This window comes from Parahaliea aestuarii (assembly GCF_008064635.1).
In the GTDB taxonomy this organism is placed as follows: domain Bacteria; phylum Pseudomonadota; class Gammaproteobacteria; order Pseudomonadales; family Halieaceae; genus Parahaliea; species Parahaliea aestuarii.
On the sequence record NZ_VRYZ01000001.1, the window covers coordinates 802,315 to 818,758 of the forward strand.

A 16,444-nucleotide genomic window follows, 5' to 3' on the forward strand; every position below is an offset into this window, starting at 1 on the left:
CTACTCGCGCCGGCGGGCGCGTTCGCGCTCGATAAGGGCGGCGAGTTCGTCCAGTTCTTCGTCCGCCAGATCGTCGGCTCCCAGCCCCAGCAGAGCGTTGGCCGCACTGTGGGTGGAGCCGCCAAAGAAGGTTTTTACCAGACGCCTCAGGGCCCCCTGGCGGGCGCTGGTGAGGGGCTGCGCCGGTGCATAGATATAGCGCGAGCCCTCCTGCTGGAAGGTGACCTGGCCTTTGTCGACCAGGATGGCGAGCAGAGCGCGCACGGCGGAGTAGCTGGGGGCGCTGGGGAGGGCGGCGTGGATGTCGCGCGCCGAGGCGCGACCGAGTTCGTACAGCAGGTCCATGATCTGCCGTTCCCTGCGACTGAGTTGTTGACCGCCCTGGGCCATCTTTGCTCCTGCTAATTTATTAGCATACTGCTAATAAATTAGCACCTTCGGCGTGCATGTCAAGGCCGCTGAATGCCAGGCATCGCATCCGCGCCTGCAAAGGCGACAGGGGGGATAGCGCAGGTGTGGCAGCAAGTGGTGAGCAGGGATGGCGGGTACAGGGTACCCGCCGGGTAAGAGCGTTAACCCGGGATGGCGTTTTCCGGGCCCCAGTAGGCGCGCATTGAAACCACCTTGCCGGCGTCGTTGAACTCGAACACGTCGATCACGTCCATCTTCATGCCGGGCAGGATGACCTGGAAGGGGAAGGCCACGGCATTGCCGGCGCAGCGCGGGGTGCCGCTGAGGGCCAGCTTGGCGCCGGCGCCCAGGGCGCCTTCATAAAAGGCGCAAATGGCTTCAATACCGCGGTGGGGATCGGTGCCCACCGGATCTTCCACCACGGCGTCGTCGGCGTAGAGCGCGCGAATCATGCCGAGATCGGCCTTTTCAAAGGCCTCGATATAGCGATCGACGGCGGCCAGTTTGTCGGCTGTTTCCATTGCTGCTTCCTCTTATTGTTGCGGTTGTGGTTGATGGATTGTGCGCGGCCTCAGTAGCCGCACAGGCTGGCGTAGCGGTCCTTGTGGAAACCGGTGTCGCCGAGAATCTGCATCGCCGCGCGGGCCCGCTTCAGGAAGAAGCCGATTTCCAGTTCGTCAGTGACACCGATCCCGCCGTGCATCTGCACCGCTTCATTGGTCACCCGTTTGGCCAGTTCGTTCAGTTTGGCCTTGGCCAGGCTGGCCATCAGCGGCAGTTGTTCAGGTTGCTCGTCCACCGCGGACAGCGCCTGCAGTACCACCGACTGGCACAGTTCCAGCTCTACCTGAATCTGGGCCGCGCGGTGCTGAAGGGCCTGGAAACTGCCGATCAGGGCGCCGAACTGTTTGCGCTCCTTGAGGTAGGCCACGGTGCGCTCGAAGCTTTCCTTTGCCAGGCCCAGCATCTCTGCCGCCATGGCCACCCGGCCGCGGTCGAGTACCTGTTCCAGCACCGGCCATGCGGCGCCGGTCTCGCCAATCACGGCATCGGCGGGCACATTGACCTGCTCGAAGCGGATATTGGCGGCGTTGCGGCTGTCGGCCATGATCGTGCGCTGCACCGTGACGCCCGCGGCATCGCGGGGCACCAGCACCAGGCTGAGGCCTTCGCGGCTGTCGGATTCTCCACGGCTGCGCGCGACGACGAGGAGCTGGTCGGCGCTGTGGCCATCGAGAACGAAGCACTTGCTGCCGTTCAGTGTATAGCCGTCAGCGGCGGGGGTGAGGGTGGTTTCGATGTGGTGGGGGCGATGGTGGGGGCCTTCTTCCAGGGCCAGCGCGGTGGTCATTTCGCCGGCGGCGATGGCCGGCAGCCACTGCTCCTTCTGGGCTTCGTCGCCACCCAGCAGAATGGCGGAGGCGCCCAGTACCGCGCTGGCAAACAGCGGGGAGGCGGTGAGGGTGCGCCCGCTTTCCTCAATCACCAGGCCGAGGCCGGCGAAGCCGAACTCCAGGCCGCCGTAGGCTTCGGGCAGGGTAATGCTGGCCCAGCCCAGCTCACACATGTCCCGCCACAGGGCCGGGTCGTAGCCGGTGTCGTCGCGGGTATCGCGCAGTTTGCGCAGGGCTTCCACCGGGGCGCGCCGGGACAGGAAATCCCGCGCGGTGTCCTGCAGCAGGCGCTGCTCTTCATTCAATACCAATGCCATGATGTTTCCTTGCGCGCCCTCAGGACTGGGGGAGTTGTAGTACGTTTTTCGCGATCACGTTGAGCTGCACTTCGGAGGTGCCGCCGGCGATGGTCATCGCCTTGGACATGGCCCACAGCCGCAGGGTGTCCAGCTCCGAGGCGCTGAAGCCCTCGCCTTCCCAGCCCAGGCCGCGACTGCCCATGATCGCCAGCAGTAACTCGCTCTTGATCTTTTCCGCCTCGGTGCCGGCGTATTTCATCACCAGTGGCGCGGCGCTCTGCACTTTTGCGGCGCGCTCTTCGAAGGTGCGGAAGTGGGTCAGGGCGATGGCCTGCATCTGCATTTCGTAGTCGACCAGATCCGAGCGCAGTTGGGCGTCGGCGATTTTACCGTCCCTGAATGCCAGGTACTCGCGCGCGGCCACTGTGGGCGGTACCTGTTCGCGGGGCGAGTCGCTGCCCATCTCGGACATCAGCTTGCGCTCGTGCACCAGCAGGGCCTTGGCGATGGACCAGCCCTTGTTCAGCTCGCCCACCAGGTTTTCCTTGGGCACCTTCACATTGTCGAAGAAGGTCTGGCAGAACTCGGACTCGCCGCTGATCAGTTCGATCGGGGTAACGCTGACCCCCGGTGACGCCATATCGATCAACAGGAAGCTGATGCCCTCCTGCTTCTTGGCCACGGGGTCAGTGCGCACCAGGCAGAAAATCCAGTCGGACTTGTCGGCGTTGGTGGTCCAGATCTTGGAGCCGTTGACCAGGTAGTGGTCGCCCATGTCCTCGGCCCGGGTCTGCAGGCTGGCGAGGTCGGAGCCGGACCCGGGCTCGGAATAGCCCTGGCACCAGCGGATCTCGCCGTTGACGATAGCGCGGATGTGCTCCTGTTTCTGGGCTTCGTTACCGTATTCCAGCAGGGCCGGCCCGAGCATCCAGATGCCGAGACTGTACAGCGGCGTGCGCGCGCGGATACGTTTCATCTCCTCCTTCAGGATGCGCGCCTCCTGCGGGTCGAGGCCGCCACCGCCGTAGGCCTGCGGCCACTCCGGCGCAGTCCAGCCGCGCTCGCGCATGCGCTCAAACCAGAGGCGTGCGTCTTCGCTGGCGAACTGGCCCCGGCGTCCGCCCCAGTATTGTTCTTCGGGGCTGGCCAGGCTGCGCTGGCTCTCGGGGCAGTTGTCCTGCAGCCACTGCCGCACTTCGGTGCGGAAGGTTTCCAGTTGCTCCACGGTTGCGATATCTCCTGTGGTGGGCAAAACGTAATGGGCCAGCATAGCGGCCGGGGCGAGCGAGGCAATGACCATAGCAGTCACCCGCGCTGACAATACAGCACCCCCGCTCGCCGGCTGGCCACTCCCCGCCGCGCGGTACAGTGCCGCGAACCGGGCCACGTTGACCTGTCCTGCCGCCGCGGCCATGCTGGCGACGCCACAATTGCTTTCGTTGATAACAACAAGGAGCGCAACGATGCGTCGATTTGAAAACAAGGTAGTGCTGGTGACGGGTGCCGGCAGCGGGATTGGCCAGGGCAGTGCCCTGCGCATTGCCGCCGAGGGCGGCAGCCTGTTCTGTGTGGACCTGGATCAGGCGAGCGCCGAGGGCACCGCCCAGCAGATACGTGACGCCGGCGGCGAGGCCACGGCCCACGCCTGCGATGTCAGTAACGAGCAGCAGGTGATCGATTGCGTGGCCGCCTGTGTCGCGCACTACGGCAGCCTCTATGCAGTGATCAACATGGCGGGCATCCTGCGCTTCGATGACACCCGCGAGATCGAGCTCGGCAAGTGGCAGAAAGTGCTGGACGTCAATGTCACCGGTACCATGCTGTTCTGTCGCGAAGCCCTGCCGCACCTGATCGACAGCGGCGGCAGTATTGTTAACGCGGCTTCCACGGCGGCGCTCGCCGGCCTGCCCTGCGGGACCGCCTACTCCGCCAGCAAGGGCGCGGTGCTGGCCATGACCCGCAGCATCGCCATCGACTTCGCCAAGCAGGGGGTGCGGGCCAACTGCGTGTGTCCCGGCGATATCAACTCCGGCATGACCGAAGGTATCGAATGGCCTGCCACCATGGACTTCGACCTGATGCCGCGCATCGTATCGATCAGCGGTGCGAAGGGGCCGGAGGCCATCAGCGGGGTGATCGCCATGCTGGCTTCGGAGGACGCCATCCACATTACCGGTGAAGACATCCGGGTGGATGGCGGGACCCTGTCCTGATGCGAGGCCGGCGAGGGTAGCCGCGGCTGGCTATGCAGGCGGTGCGCCCGGGACGGTTCAGTTCTGGGCGCTCAACTCTACGGTAACTTTGCGCTGGTCGTCGCCGTTGCGCACCTCAACTTCGACTTTGTCGCCGGGGCGGTGCTTTTCCAGCACGCTGAGAAAATCGTCGTTGGAACGGATCTCGCGCCCGTCGATGGCGGTGATTATGTCCCCCAGGCTGATTTCGCCGCGGCTGTTGCGGAAGGCGCCGCGAATCCCGGCGTTGGCCGCCGGCATACCGGGGTACACCCGTACCACCGGCAGCCCTTCCATGCGGTAGCGCTGCACCCAGCGATCGCTGGCCAGTTCCAGGCCCATGGCGGGGCGCTGAATGCGGCCGTAGGCGATCAGTTGCGGCACCACCTCGCGCACCGTGTTCACCGGTATGGCAAAGCCGATGCCCGCACTGGCACCGCTGGGGCTGTAGATGGCGGTATTGACGCCGATCAGCTGGCCCAGAGAATTGAGCAGTGGCCCGCCGGAATTACCCGGGTTGATGGCGGCGTCGGTCTGGATCACGCCGCGAATGGTGCGATTGCTGGGTGCCTGGATTTCCCGCCCCAGGGCGCTGACCACGCCGGTGGTAAGGGTGGTGTCCAGGCCGAAGGGGTTGCCGATGGCCAGCACCTTGCGGCCCACGGTCAGCTCTGAAGAGTCCCCCAGCGGCAGAGTGACCAGATCCGCCGGTGGCTCCTGGATGCGCAGTACCGCCAGGTCCTTCTCGGGGGCAATGCCGACCACTTCGGCATCGTGTTCACTCTGGTCCTGCAGGGTCACGGTCAGGCGATGGGCGCCGGCAATGACATGGAAGTTGGTGACGATCAGGCCGTTGTCGTCCCACACGAATCCGGTGCCGGAGCCGCGCGGAATCTCGTGCACATTGAGGGAAAAGAAGTCCCGCCGCAGTGCCTTGTTGGTGACATAGACCACTGCCGGACTGGCCCTGGAGAATATCTCGGTGCTGTTCGCCTCGTCCTCGGTGGCAAAGCTGAGGTAGTCCGGGGCGGCGTTGACTGCGCCGGGCACCGTGACCGCAAGCAGCATGGCGGTCAACAGGCCGAGCTGGCGCAATGGTCGGGCAAACAACAAAAACAGGGTGGGATGTGAACTGTCTGGCATCGGGCCTCCTTGCATACGGCGAGCATATCTCGCCAGTTATGACAGCGCGAGTGTGTACCCGGTTCAACAGAGCAGTCGCGCTTCGCCTTTGCCGGCGCGGTGATTGAGCGTGCCAGTGGCATTTGCTTAACTCGGCGCGAACCTTGACCTTCAACGGTCACCGTGCGGCGACCGCTAGCAGAACAGGATAAGAGACGATGGGACAAGTAACAGTATCAGTGGCGAGCGGAGTCGCCGGTTTGGGAGCAACAGCGGGAGGCGGACTGTGGAAAAACTGATCTATCCCCTGTGGGCGAGCTCCGCCGGTGATGCCCTGCGCGACCGCCTGCTCACCGATATCATCCCCGCGCTGCGCGCCTGCGAGGGCACCCGCGCCGTGCGCCTGACAGTGGCGGACAGTGCGGTGGCAGCCGCTGCCGCCAAACGGGTGGAGCGTCTGCCGCCGGCACCTGACGCGGTACTATCCCTGTGGCTGGACAACGGTGGAGACCGGGCCCGGCAGGAGGCTTTGCTCGCTACGGCCTGCGACCGTTTCGACTGTCTGCTGGTGACCGAGGCGGAGCCCATTGTGAATCGCGACCAGCCTGCGGGCCCCGACGGCCGGGTGCCCGGCTGGTGCCAGGTGGTCTTTCTGGAAACGCCGCCGCGCCTCAGTCGGGCCGAATGGCTGGAGGTCTGGCAGGGCAGCCACACCCGGGTGGCCATCGACGTGCAGGATAACTTCGCCTATCGCCAGAATGTGGTGGTGCGGGCCTTCTGCGAGGGCGAGCGGCTGCCGGATGCGATGATTGAGGAGGACTTTCCCGCCGCAGCGATGACCTCGGATCACGCCTTCTATGGCGCACCGGACGACGCCGAACTACAGCGCCGGGTGCAGGCCATGATGGACAGTTGCGCCCGCTTTATCGATTTCGACCGCATCGATGTCCTGCCGATGAGCGAGTATGTGTTCGGGGACTTGCTGACGGCGCAGTTTGGCTAGCGCAGGCGGGTGCCCTGGCGCGGATTAACCTCCCAGGGCGCGAATGCGATCTTCCAGCGGCGGGTGGGAGCGGAACAGGCCGGTCAGCCCCTCTTTCATCTGTTCGCTGATACCGAAGGCGGTCAGCTCCCCGGGCATATCCTGGGGCAGGCCCTGCTCCGCCCGCAGGCGCTGCAGGGCGGCGATCATGGCGCCGTTGCCGGCGAGGCGCGCACCGGCGGCATCGGCCCGGTACTCGCGCCAGCGCGAGAACCAGAACACGATCATGCTGGCGAGGAAGCCCAGTACCAGTTCCGCGACGATGGTCACTGCATAGTAACCGAGGCCGTAGCCGCGCTCGGTCTTGAATACCACCCGGTCCACCGTGTGGCCGATGATGCGGGCCAGGAACATAACGAAGGTGTTCACCACGCCCTGGATCAGGGTCAGGGTCACCATGTCGCCGTTGGCCACGTGGCCGATTTCATGGGCCAGTACCGCGCGCACTTCGTCCCGGGAAAATCGCTGCAGCAGGCCGGCGCTTACCGCCACCAGGGCGGCGTTGCGGTTCCAGCCAGTGGCGAAGGCATTGGCCGCCTGGGAGGGGAAGATACCGACTTCCGGCATACCCACGCCGGCTTCCTTCGCCAGTTCCGCCACGGTGTCCACCAGCCAGCGCTCTTCCTGGCTGCGGGGCTGTTCGATGATTTCGGTGCCGGTGCCGCGCTTGGCCATCCACTTGGACAGGAACAGGGAGATCATCGAGCCGCCAAAACCAAACATGGCACACATGATCAGCAGGGGGCCGAGGTTCAGGTCGACGCCGTTGGCGGCGAGGATGCCCTCCAGGCCAAGCAGGTTGAAAACAATACTCAGCAGCACCATCACGGCGATATTGGTCGCCAGGAACAGCAGGATTCTCATGTCGGGGCCTCGGTTGTCGTGTAAGTCGCCACAGTGGCGTTTGTTGTGGCGCCCCAGCGGGCGCGACAGCTGGAAACAACTATGGTGGCAGGCTGGCTTTTTTCAAGCGTCCTGCTGCGTTTCATCCGGCGCGGTAGCCGCATCACTGTCGGCACCGGGGGCGGGGTCTTCAGCGGCTTCAGGCGGGGTCGGCAGGGGGATATCGCTGACTTCCAGCAGCGGCTCGCCCTTCGGCCCCAGGTCCGCCGCCACCACTTCGCCGCGCAGACCCACGTCCTTGGCGCTGAGTTCAAACAGAGTGTTAATGCCCTCGTCCTGGTGTTTCACCCGCACCACGGCGCGCGGGTCGCGGCCGTCCACCCAGGCCTTGGACTTGCCCCAGAAGTGGCCGAGCTGGTTGCGGATAACGAATACCTCAGTCATGGTGCTTGTAGGGTCTCCTGCTGGATCGGGGTGACAGAATGGGGCGCAGTTTAAGGCCTGGCTAGCCGAGCAGGAAGTCCTTGGCCTCATTGATGCGCGCCGCCAGGTAGTCGCTGCCACCGCGGTCGGGATGCAGCTTCTGGATCAGGCTGCGGTGGGCGGCGCTGATCTCGTCATCGCTGGCGTCCTGGCCGAGGCCGAGGATGGCCAGGGCTTCTTTGCGCGTCATGCCGCCGCTGTCGGCGCTGCGCTGCTCGCCCCCGGTCTGCTGCTGCCCGCTGTCGCTACCGGGGAAACGCTGTTCCACGTAGCCCGCCAGCAACTGGGCGGAGTCGCTGTCTTCCCGCTGGCAGTACTGCATCAGTTCATCCAGCTGGCCGCGATCCATCTCGTCGAGGAACCAGTCGCTAAACGGTCCTTTCAGCACTTCCCCGCTGAGTTTGCCGGTGACGTGATCCAGGTGAACCCGCAGGCATGCGGTTTCCACCGTCGATTGCTGGGGGCCGCGAGCCTGGGATTTGAGCGAGGTCAGCATCGGGAACAGCCGCAGCAGGGTGGGGCCCATCTGCCGCACGGCCACCAGCAGGCCGGTCAGGGCCGCGCCAATCCAGTGCATGCGGCCGGTGACGGTGAGGCCAATCACCACAATCACCGCGACGATCAGGCCGAGCTTGATGTACTCGGCGCGCCGCTTGTGGGGCGGCTGGCGGCGGGCGCGCTGGTAGAGGATGTAGACAACGGCGGCGATCGCCAGCAGCAGTATGAGACGGGGCACTGTTCCCTCAGGGCTTGAGTTGCTGAAGCAGCAGTTTAGCACCCTTGGTGGTCTGGTTTTCCAGCGCCGCGCGTCCGCCGCTGGCATAGCGGGCCACTGCCCCCAGCAACTCCGCCAGCAGGGCGGCGCTGGCGCTGTCGAAACGGGCCCAGGCACCGCCGGAGAGTTTCGCCATGTCCCTGAAGCAGGTTTCCACCTCGCGGGCATGGCCCTCCTGAAACAGGAACAGGGGGAGCTTGCGCAGGCCACATTCGCCGGCCAGCTGGCACAGTGTGTCGGCGTTTTCTTCCAGTGCATCACCGATGAACACCAGTGCCCGCAGGGGGGAGGCCTGGTGCTCCTTCAGGGCGTGGCGCAGCAGGCGGGCAATCTGGGTGTGGCCGCCCTCGCAGTGCACCCTGCCCATCAGCGAGGCGAGAGAGTCGCCATCCGCCAGCCATTCACTGGCAAAAAAATCGTGAAATCCGCGGTAGTAGCAGAGTTGCAGACTGAGATTGGCGGCGCCGCTGCCGCTGCGAAACATGTCTTGCTGCAGATGCGTGGCGGTATTCCAGGTGGGTTGGCGGCTGGCGGTGGCGTCGATGGCGAAGATCAGGCGCGCTTTGCGCTGCGCGAGGTTGCTGATGGCGCGGCTGGTGCCCAGAAAGCGGGCGATGTCGGTGGAGCTGGCTCGGCGCGAAGGAGGGCGGGCCATGGCGTGGCTCGTTTCAGTGTTGCTCCAGCCGATCCAGGGCCTTGAGGCCCTGCAATTCCTGGAGGTAGTGACGTCGCTCTGACAACTCGCGCACCGCCTGTCTCAGTTCGGCATCGCTGATGTTGCGACGGGTATTGACCAGCTGCCACAGCTTGCGGCTGCACAGCTCGCTGGCGTTAAAGGTATTGGATGTGTTGGTGGTCATGTCGATTGCTGTTCCTTGCGTTTACCGCTCCAGATTGCCATTCCTTTATGACAGCGGCGTGACGTGTAAAGTTTCCGGTTGTTGCAGTCAGCTTACCCCTTCACCGGGGAAAAGGGAAAGGGCGGCTCACCCTCGAAGCGCGGGCTGTCCAATAGCGGTTGCTCGCCAGCCTGCCAGGCCGCCACCTGAAAACGCGCCCGATAGCGGGCCCGCGGCGCGGCGGTAAAAGGGCGCTCGGCATCTTGCACCGCCACCAGTTCCACCATCAGTGCATCGACACCAAAGCGGGCAATACCGTAGCCATGGGCGTCGCTGTCGGCAAAGCGCAATCCCGGATTGGCCGGATTGCCACCCAGCCAGTTGGCCAGGCGTTCACTGCCCAGGCGCTGGTAGGCAAAGGCGGCCAGGACTCCCTGTTGCAGGGTCATATTCCAGTTGGGGTGGGAAATGCCGTCATGCTCGGCGGTGACCAGGGCGGCAAAATCCGGGTGGTCCTCGCCGGCGATGGCGCGCACGCTGTCGTAGAGGGGGGTGGAGCTGATACCGGCACAGTTGAAATCCACCGCCACAGCCGGGCTGTCGGCATCGCCGGGGTCGGCGAGAATGGCGCCGGCGCCATGCATGTGGTGATCGCCCGACAGCGAGACCACTCCGGCGGTGCCGGTGCTTTGCAGGTGTTCCATGATCAGGCGGTATTCGTAGGGATAGCCCTGCCAGGCATCGATGTTGAACACGCAGTCCTCATAACCGGCGAAGGGAATACTGGACAAATCCAGTCGCAGCGGCAGCAGGGGCAGGGGATTGGCCCACAGTTTCCAGGTGGCGCTGGAGCCGCTCATGCCCTGCAACAGCCACTGGCGCTGGGCGCCGCCGAGACAGGTTCCCGGCGCGCGGTCCCGGGCCGGGTTTGGCATCTGCCCGTCACCCCAGGGGAGAGTGGCAGGAGGCTGGCCGCCGTTGTACTCGCGCCCCGCATCCGCCAGTGCCACCAGTTCGACGGAGTTCATTGGCAGGCCCAGAGCTTCCGCGGTGCCCTCCGCCAGGCAGGGCGGGCTGCGGTAGCTGCGGGCGTCGGTGATGAACAGGTCCACCAGGCTGCCCCATTGCAGGCGACGGTAAATGCACAGGCTGTCGCGGGCCAGGCGATTGTCCGACTCGTCGTCTTCGCCGAGCGCGGCGCTGCGCAGGCCGTGGCTGGGCTGGTCGCTGAATTCGTCCAGGGCGCAGGGAATGTATTCGAACCAGGCGCGATTGGCGTCGAGCTTGCGCCGCGCCTCCAGCTGTGGCTCGGGGCCATAGTGACTGTAGCTCTGGAAGTTGTCGTCGCTGAATTCGTGGTCGTCCCAGGTGCAGATAAAGGGCCATCGCGCCCGCGCTTCCTGCAGGTGGGGATCGGCGAGGTAGGTCCGGTAGAGGTGGCGGTAGTCCGCCAGGCTCACCGCATAGCGGTTGCCCTCGCCGCTGGCGCCATCCGGGAAGGGGGGCAGTACCCGGGAGGGAGGGCTGCCGTCCTGGCGGGTATGCCAGCTGCGTTCGTAGATAAAGTCCCCGAGGTGCAGTACAGCGTCGATACCTTCCCCGGGCGGGGCCGCCCTGTCGTCCTCGATCATTCGGGCCCAGGCGCCAAAGTAGGCCTGTTCATAGTTCTGGCAGCTGACGAAGGCCAGCTTCAGGGGCTGTGCCTGATCCGGTGCGGGCGCGGTGCGGGTGCGGCCCGGGCGCGACACACTGTCGTCGGCTCCGCGAAAACGGTAGTAGTACCAGCGCCCCGGCGCGAGACTGTCGATAAACACCCGCAGGGTGTAGTCGTTCTCGGTATGCACTGACAGGGTGCGGGTGAGCAGCAGCTCGGCAAAATCCTCGCGCTCGCTGAATTCGAGGACGACGGCGCACTCCTCGGCGCCATCGCGCGGCACTGCGCGGGTCCACAGCGTGACGCTGCCACTGCGCGGGTCGCCGGAGGCAAGGCCCTGAGGGAAATCCAGCGGTGAGGCGGGCGTAGCGCCATCAACAGTAGCGGCGGCAAGATCGCCGGCGCTCAATAGATAGGTACCGGCGGACAGCAGGGTAATAAATTCTCGGCGTGAAAGGCTCATGGCGGGTTCCTGGCAACGAGCCGATACTCTAGCGATTTCTGTCGCTTCCCCACAGCCCCCCATCGGAAATGGCTGCGATGACAATGTCAGTTCTGATAGTTGAACCACTCTGCCCGATTCCGGCCGGAAGTTTTCGGTGAGCCGGTCTCTGGCAATTTGCCGCCTTGTTGCCCCGGCGGAAACTCGTTCTAATGCAGGGGCGGGCAATGTTGTACCAGAACGGTGGTGTGCGTCTGACCTGCTGCCACCGCGTGCAAAATAATGATAAACCAGAGGTGTGTAATGCCAGTATCTGTACCTTCCCGGAAGGGGTTCGCTCCTGTTCTGATGGCCGCCGCCGTGGCGTCGGCGCTGCAAATAACCCCTGCAACGGCTGTCGCCCAGAACAATGTACTTGAAGAAGTGGTCGTCACCGCACGCCGGCGGGCAGAGAGTCTGCAGGAAACGCCGGTGGCGGTCACCGCCATGGACGCCGCCGCCCTGCGCGATGCCGGTGTGCGCAACCTGTCCGACCTGAACCAGATTGCGCCCAGCATCGATGTTGCCAGCGCCAACGGCAATGCGCCGCTGGCCAACGTCTACATCCGCGGCGTCGGCCAGCGCAATTCCGGCGCCAATATCGACTCCGGCGTGGGTATATACATCGACGACGTTTACGCCGGCCGCCCGGATGGCGCCCTGCTGGACCTGAATGACATCCAGTCCGTACAGGTGCTGCGCGGCCCCCAGGGCACCCTGTTCGGCAAGAACACCACCGGTGGCGCGCTGGTGTTCACCACCAACCGGCCGACCGATGAGTTTGAAGGTTCGGTGGGTGTCCGGGTCGGCAACTACGATCGCCTGGATGGCGACTTTGTGCTCAATGCGCCCCTTACCGACAACCTGTGGACTCGCCTGTCCGGTGTCGCCCGCACCCGCGATGGCTATATCGACAACGGCTTTGACGGCGAGGATTACATGGACGAGGATCGCCAGAGCCTGATCTGGCAGACGCGCTGGGTGCCCACCGACAACCTCACCGTCGATCTCAATGTGAACTGGGCGGAAACCGATCAGACCATGCGGCCGCAGAAGTGCATGCCGGTACCCGAGATTATCGGCTGGCAGGCACAGATCTTCGACACCATCGCCATTGTGCCCGCCACCGGCAAAACCGTGGATGAACACTGCGCCGAAGCCCGTGAAGCCGGCGACAACAATACGGTGATCTCCGACCTCGGCGGCGACTACTACGCCGAGAACAAGGGGACTTCACTGACGGTGGAGTGGGGCCTGACCGATGACCTCAGCCTCAAGAGCATCAGCGCCTGGCGTGGCACCGAGGCATCGCAGAACGACGATCTCGACAGTATCGGGGTGCCCTTCCTGCACCGGACCAATACGGTACACCCGAGCTTCAACAGCCCCTCGGAAAGCGATCAGTATAGCCAGGAGCTGCAACTGGTGGGCAGCGGCTTCGATGAGCGCCTGCAATACGTGACCGGCCTCTACTGGTTCCAGGAGGAGACCGGCGGGCGCGCCAACACCAGCTACCTCGGCCCCTTCGACCCGGCCATTGCCAACCTGTTCTTCCTCAACGTCTCCTCCTCCATCCTGGACGCCGACAACCAGGCAGTGGCGGCTTTCGCCCAGGCGGAATGGGAGTTCAACGACAACTGGCGCGCCACGGTGGGCCTGCGCTACACCGACGAGGAGCGTGAACTCTCCCGCACCAACTACGCCATCGACCCGGCAACCCTCGACGCCAACGGCGGGCCGGCATTCCCTGTGGGCGGTGGTTTGTGGGCGGTGCAACGCCCCGGATTTGTCTACAATCCCGACTTCAGTCTCATGGAGATGGACACTGCCCGTGACAAGGTGTCTAACAGCGATGTCACGCCCATGGCCAGCCTGCAATACCTTATCGACGAGATGGGCTGGATCGACCAGGGCAGCGTGTACCTGACCTACAGCGAGGGCTTCCTTTCCGGCGGCCTGTCCGAGGCACCCACCGGCGATCTGGAAGAGTTCGAGCCGGAAGAGGTGGAAAACTGGGAGCTCGGCTTCAAGCTGGACCTCGCCGATCGCCGGTTGCGGATCAACGGCGCCCTGTTCTTTACCGATTACGTCAACCGCCAGCTCACCACCCTGGTGATCAACCCGGAGACCAACTCACCTTCCGGGGCCACCATCAATGCGGCCAAGTCCAGCATCGACGGGGTGGAGCTGGAAACGACCTGGCTGGCCACCGACAACCTCATGCTGACCTTCAACATGACGCTGGCTGACGGCGATATCCAGGAATTCGACGACACCCAGATCCTGCTGGCCGATACCAGTGTGGCGCCGGGCCCGGGCTGTACCCGCTCCAACCTGAGCCTGGTGGTGGTGGATGCCTGCCCCAACGACCGCTCTGATGAAAACCTGCCGCGCCTGGCCGAGCAGACCTACCTGCTGGCCGCCCAGTACACCATCGAAACCGGTATGGGCACCTTCCTGCCGCGGGTGCAGGCGAGCTGGAAAATGGACATGGAGTTCTGCTTTGATTCCAGCAGTTGCGAAAGCGGCCTGTGGTTCGAGGACGAGCAGTTTGAGCTCAGCGCCCGCCTGACCTGGATATCCCCCAGCGAGCGCTGGGTGGGCTCGCTCTATGGCACCAACCTGACGGACGAGGACTACATCGTGGGCGGTACCGCCCTGGTGGAATCCGAAGGGGTAGGCGGTTTGGCCTACGCGCCGCCGCGCATGTACGGCGCTGAGCTGGAGTACCGCTTCTAGAGGGCGGGCCTAGCAAAAAGGCAGTCAGCAGCCCGGTGACAGCAACCGGCCGAGCAACGCCGTGACCGCGTTTTCTACTCGCAGGATGCGCGGGCCGAGGGATACCGTCTCCAGGCCCGCCTTCTGCAGCATCTCAACCTCATAGGGAATAAAGCCCCCCTCCGGCCCGATGGCCAGGAGCAGGGGCGTATTCGCGTGGTCCGGTGCAGCCGCGGCAGTGGGGGCCGGATGGGCCAGCAGGCCGCGGCGGTTTTGCAGCAGGCCCGGCAGGCGGTCTTCCACGAAGGGCTTGAAGCGCCGCTCCAGGGTGACCGGCGGCAGCATCGTGTCGCGGGACTGCTCCAGGCCCTGCAGCAGGTAGCTGCGCAGGGTGCTGTCATTGAGAACAGGGGTCTGCCAGAAGCTCTTTTCCACCCGGTAGCTGTTGAACAGCACCAGTTGCTCCACGCCGAATTCAGCGGCGGAACGCAGGATACGCCGCAGCATCTTGGGCCGGGGCAGGGCCACCAGCAGAATCACTGGCAGTTTGGCCGGGGGAGGGCAGTCCAGCTGGAAGGTAATGATGGCCCGCGCAGCGCTCAGTTCGGCGATGCGGCCCTCGCCCATATGTCCGCCAATTTCTCCGACGCGGATGCTGTCGCCAACGGCTGCCCGGTGCACGTTGTGCAGATGCTGCAGGCGTTCGTCGCTGATCTGGAGTTGGCCGGGCGCGCCTAGATCGGCAGCGCTGAACAGCAGCAGGTTCACCGGCGGGTTACCCCGCCCAGAGGTCGTATTCGTCGGCGCCGGTCACTTCCGCTTCCACGAAGTCGCCCGGGTTGAGGTCGGTGATGCCATCCAGGTAGACCTTGCCGTCGATTTCCGGCGCATCGGCCGTGGAGCGGCCGATGGCGCCTTCCTCGTCGACCTGGTCGATAAGAATCTCGATGGTCTTGCCGATTTTGGCCTGCAGTTTGGCGGCGCTGATTTCCTGCTGCACTGCCATGAAGCGCTCCCAGCGCTCCTGCTTGACCTCTTCCGGCACATGGTCGGGCAGGTCGTTGGCGGCGGCACCTTTCACCGGCGAGTACTGGAAGCAGCCGACCCGGTCGAGCTGGGCCTCGCGCAGGAAGTCCAGCAGGATGTCGAAATCGCGCTCGGTTTCGCCCGGGAAGCCGACGATGAAGGTACTGCGCAGGGTCAGGTCGGGGCAGATGCTGCGCCAGTTGTGGATGCGATCCAGCACTTTTTCCGCGGCGGCCGGGCGCTTCATGCGCTTGAGGACGTCGGGGCTGCCGTGCTGGAAGGGGATGTCCAGGTAGGGCAGGATCTTGCCCTCGGCCATCAACGGGATGACGTTGTCCACGTGGGGGTAGGGGTAGACGTAGTGCAGGCGCACCCACACGCCGAATTCACCCAGCGCCTCGCACAGCGCCTGCATGTGGGTTTTCAGCGGGCGTCCGTTCCAGAAGCCGGTGCGGTATTTCATATCCACACCGTAGGCGCTGGTGTCCTGGGAAATGACCAGCAGCTCGCGCACCCCGGCCTTCACCAGGCGCTCGGCCTCTTCCATCACGTCGCCAATCGGGCGGCTCACCAGGTCGCCGCGCATGGCGGGGATGATGCAGAACTTGCAGCGGTGGTTGCAGCCTTCGGAGATTTTCAGGTAGGCGTAATGGCGCGGGGTGAGCTTGACGCCCTGGGGCGGCACCAGGTCGGTGTAGGGGTCGTGTACCGGGGTGTGGGGCACGTACTGGTGTACCGCGCCCACCACTTCCTCGTAGGCAGCGGGGCCGGTGACCGAGAGCACTTTGGGGTGCAACTCGCGGATAGCCGCGGCGTCGTCCCCCTTGCCCATGCAGCCGGTGACGATGACCTTGCCGTTTTCACTCAGGGCCTCGCCGATGGCGTCGAGGGACTCCTGCTTGGCGCTGTCGATAAAGCCGCAGGTATTCACCACGACCAGCTCGGCGTCCTCGTAGCTGGGTACGATCTCGTAGCCGTCCAGTTTGAGCTGGGTGAGGATGCGCTCGGAGTCCACCAGCGCCTTGGGGCAGCCGAGACTGACGAAGCCGACCTTGTTACTGGCCATGGGGGAACCTGCTGGAGCTGAAAAAACGGGGGCGGATTATAGCGGACACTGCCGGGCCTG

Annotated in this window: 16 protein-coding genes; 3 read left to right on the plus strand and 13 right to left on the minus strand. The window is 64.7% G+C overall.

From position 1 onward, the window contains the following. The 4 genes from FVW59_RS03640 to FVW59_RS03655 form a co-directional block, all read right to left on the minus strand. Positions 1-390, minus strand: a complete 390-nt coding sequence (locus FVW59_RS03640; RefSeq protein WP_148062844.1) for a BlaI/MecI/CopY family transcriptional regulator — start codon at positions 388-390, stop codon at positions 1-3. Positions 391-572: 182 nt separating this feature from the next. After that, the gene (locus tag FVW59_RS03645; RefSeq protein ID WP_148062845.1) at positions 573-932 is read right to left on the minus strand and encodes a nuclear transport factor 2 family protein; all 360 of its coding nucleotides are present in this window, start codon (positions 930-932) and stop codon (positions 573-575) included. Between the two features lie 50 nt (positions 933-982). After that, on the minus strand, positions 983-2,122 hold the full coding sequence (locus FVW59_RS03650) for an acyl-CoA dehydrogenase family protein (protein ID WP_148062846.1): 1,140 nt from the start codon (positions 2,120-2,122) through the stop codon (positions 983-985). A 19-nt stretch (positions 2,123-2,141) separates the two neighbouring features. Further along, positions 2,142-3,329, minus strand: coding sequence for an acyl-CoA dehydrogenase family protein (locus FVW59_RS03655; protein ID WP_187275734.1), 1,188 nt, complete (start codon positions 3,327-3,329; stop codon positions 2,142-2,144). Positions 3,330-3,567: 238 nt separating this feature from the next. Here FVW59_RS03655 and FVW59_RS03660 point away from each other — a divergent pair, with 238 nt between their 5' ends. Then, the gene (locus FVW59_RS03660) at positions 3,568-4,317 is read left to right on the plus strand and encodes an SDR family NAD(P)-dependent oxidoreductase (RefSeq protein ID WP_187275735.1); all 750 of its coding nucleotides are present in this window, start codon (positions 3,568-3,570) and stop codon (positions 4,315-4,317) included. 57 nt (positions 4,318-4,374) lie between these two features. Here the strand turns inward: FVW59_RS03660 and FVW59_RS03665 are convergent, their stop codons facing one another. Next, the gene (locus tag FVW59_RS03665) at positions 4,375-5,478 is read right to left on the minus strand and encodes a S1C family serine protease (RefSeq protein ID WP_425468392.1); all 1,104 of its coding nucleotides are present in this window, start codon (positions 5,476-5,478) and stop codon (positions 4,375-4,377) included. Positions 5,479-5,743: 265 nt separating this feature from the next. Here FVW59_RS03665 and FVW59_RS03670 point away from each other — a divergent pair, with 265 nt between their 5' ends. Then, positions 5,744-6,460, plus strand: a complete 717-nt coding sequence (locus tag FVW59_RS03670; RefSeq protein ID WP_187275736.1) for an EthD domain-containing protein — start codon at positions 5,744-5,746, stop codon at positions 6,458-6,460. A gap of 24 nt (positions 6,461-6,484) precedes the next feature. On the opposite strand, the gene htpX is transcribed toward FVW59_RS03670, so the two are convergent. From htpX to FVW59_RS03700, 6 genes are all read right to left on the minus strand, one after another. Next, positions 6,485-7,363, minus strand: coding sequence for a protease HtpX (gene htpX / locus FVW59_RS03675; protein ID WP_148062849.1), 879 nt, complete (start codon positions 7,361-7,363; stop codon positions 6,485-6,487). A gap of 102 nt (positions 7,364-7,465) precedes the next feature. Beyond that, positions 7,466-7,786: a hypothetical protein gene (locus tag FVW59_RS03680; RefSeq protein ID WP_148062850.1), complete on the minus strand. Its 321-nt coding sequence runs from the start codon at positions 7,784-7,786 to the stop codon at positions 7,466-7,468. A 61-nt stretch (positions 7,787-7,847) separates the two neighbouring features. Continuing rightward, entirely contained in the window at positions 7,848-8,561 is a 714-nt protein-coding gene (locus tag FVW59_RS03685; protein ID WP_148062851.1) for a DnaJ domain-containing protein, read from the minus strand. Between the two features lie 7 nt (positions 8,562-8,568). After that, on the minus strand, positions 8,569-9,255 hold the full coding sequence (locus FVW59_RS03690; protein WP_148062852.1) for a VWA domain-containing protein: 687 nt from the start codon (positions 9,253-9,255) through the stop codon (positions 8,569-8,571). Positions 9,256-9,268: 13 nt separating this feature from the next. Continuing rightward, complete coding sequence (locus FVW59_RS03695; protein WP_148062853.1) at positions 9,269-9,460, minus strand: hypothetical protein; 192 nt, start codon at positions 9,458-9,460, stop codon at positions 9,269-9,271. Between the two features lie 92 nt (positions 9,461-9,552). Beyond that, entirely contained in the window at positions 9,553-11,556 is a 2,004-nt protein-coding gene (locus FVW59_RS03700) for an alkaline phosphatase D family protein (RefSeq protein ID WP_187275737.1), read from the minus strand. Between the two features lie 327 nt (positions 11,557-11,883). On the opposite strand from FVW59_RS03700, the gene FVW59_RS03705 reads away from it, so the two are divergent. Next, the gene (locus tag FVW59_RS03705) at positions 11,884-14,313 is read left to right on the plus strand and encodes a TonB-dependent receptor (RefSeq protein WP_187275738.1); all 2,430 of its coding nucleotides are present in this window, start codon (positions 11,884-11,886) and stop codon (positions 14,311-14,313) included. Between the two features lie 24 nt (positions 14,314-14,337). On the opposite strand, the gene FVW59_RS03710 is transcribed toward FVW59_RS03705, so the two are convergent. Then, a complete protein-coding gene (locus FVW59_RS03710) occupies positions 14,338-15,060 on the minus strand; it encodes a 16S rRNA (uracil(1498)-N(3))-methyltransferase (RefSeq protein WP_148062856.1) in 723 nt (240 codons plus the stop codon). A gap of 7 nt (positions 15,061-15,067) precedes the next feature. Continuing rightward, on the minus strand, positions 15,068-16,384 hold the full coding sequence (rimO, locus tag FVW59_RS03715) for a 30S ribosomal protein S12 methylthiotransferase RimO (protein ID WP_148062857.1): 1,317 nt from the start codon (positions 16,382-16,384) through the stop codon (positions 15,068-15,070). Positions 16,385-16,444: the final 60 nt, after the last annotated feature.

Bases quoted from the DNA above. Each gene is read 5' to 3' on its own strand.
- FVW59_RS03640 (WP_148062844.1), bottom strand. From the start codon at position 390: ATGGCCCAGGGCGGTCAACAACTCAGTCGCAGGGAACGGCAGATCATG.
- FVW59_RS03645 (WP_148062845.1), bottom strand. From the start codon at position 932: ATGGAAACAGCCGACAAACTGGCCGCCGTCGATCGCTATATCGAGGCC.
- FVW59_RS03650 (WP_148062846.1), bottom strand. From the start codon at position 2,122: ATGGCATTGGTATTGAATGAAGAGCAGCGCCTGCTGCAGGACACCGCG.
- FVW59_RS03660 (WP_187275735.1), top strand. From the start codon at position 3,568: ATGCGTCGATTTGAAAACAAGGTAGTGCTGGTGACGGGTGCCGGCAGC.
- FVW59_RS03665 (WP_425468392.1), bottom strand. From the start codon at position 5,478: ATGCCAGACAGTTCACATCCCACCCTGTTTTTGTTGTTTGCCCGACCA.
- htpX (WP_148062849.1), bottom strand. From the start codon at position 7,363: ATGAGAATCCTGCTGTTCCTGGCGACCAATATCGCCGTGATGGTGCTG.
- FVW59_RS03680 (WP_148062850.1), bottom strand. From the start codon at position 7,786: ATGACTGAGGTATTCGTTATCCGCAACCAGCTCGGCCACTTCTGGGGC.
- FVW59_RS03690 (WP_148062852.1), bottom strand. From the start codon at position 9,255: ATGGCCCGCCCTCCTTCGCGCCGAGCCAGCTCCACCGACATCGCCCGC.
- FVW59_RS03695 (WP_148062853.1), bottom strand. From the start codon at position 9,460: ATGACCACCAACACATCCAATACCTTTAACGCCAGCGAGCTGTGCAGC.
- FVW59_RS03700 (WP_187275737.1), bottom strand. From the start codon at position 11,556: ATGAGCCTTTCACGCCGAGAATTTATTACCCTGCTGTCCGCCGGTACC.
- FVW59_RS03705 (WP_187275738.1), top strand. From the start codon at position 11,884: ATGGCCGCCGCCGTGGCGTCGGCGCTGCAAATAACCCCTGCAACGGCT.
- rimO (WP_148062857.1), bottom strand. From the start codon at position 16,384: ATGGCCAGTAACAAGGTCGGCTTCGTCAGTCTCGGCTGCCCCAAGGCG.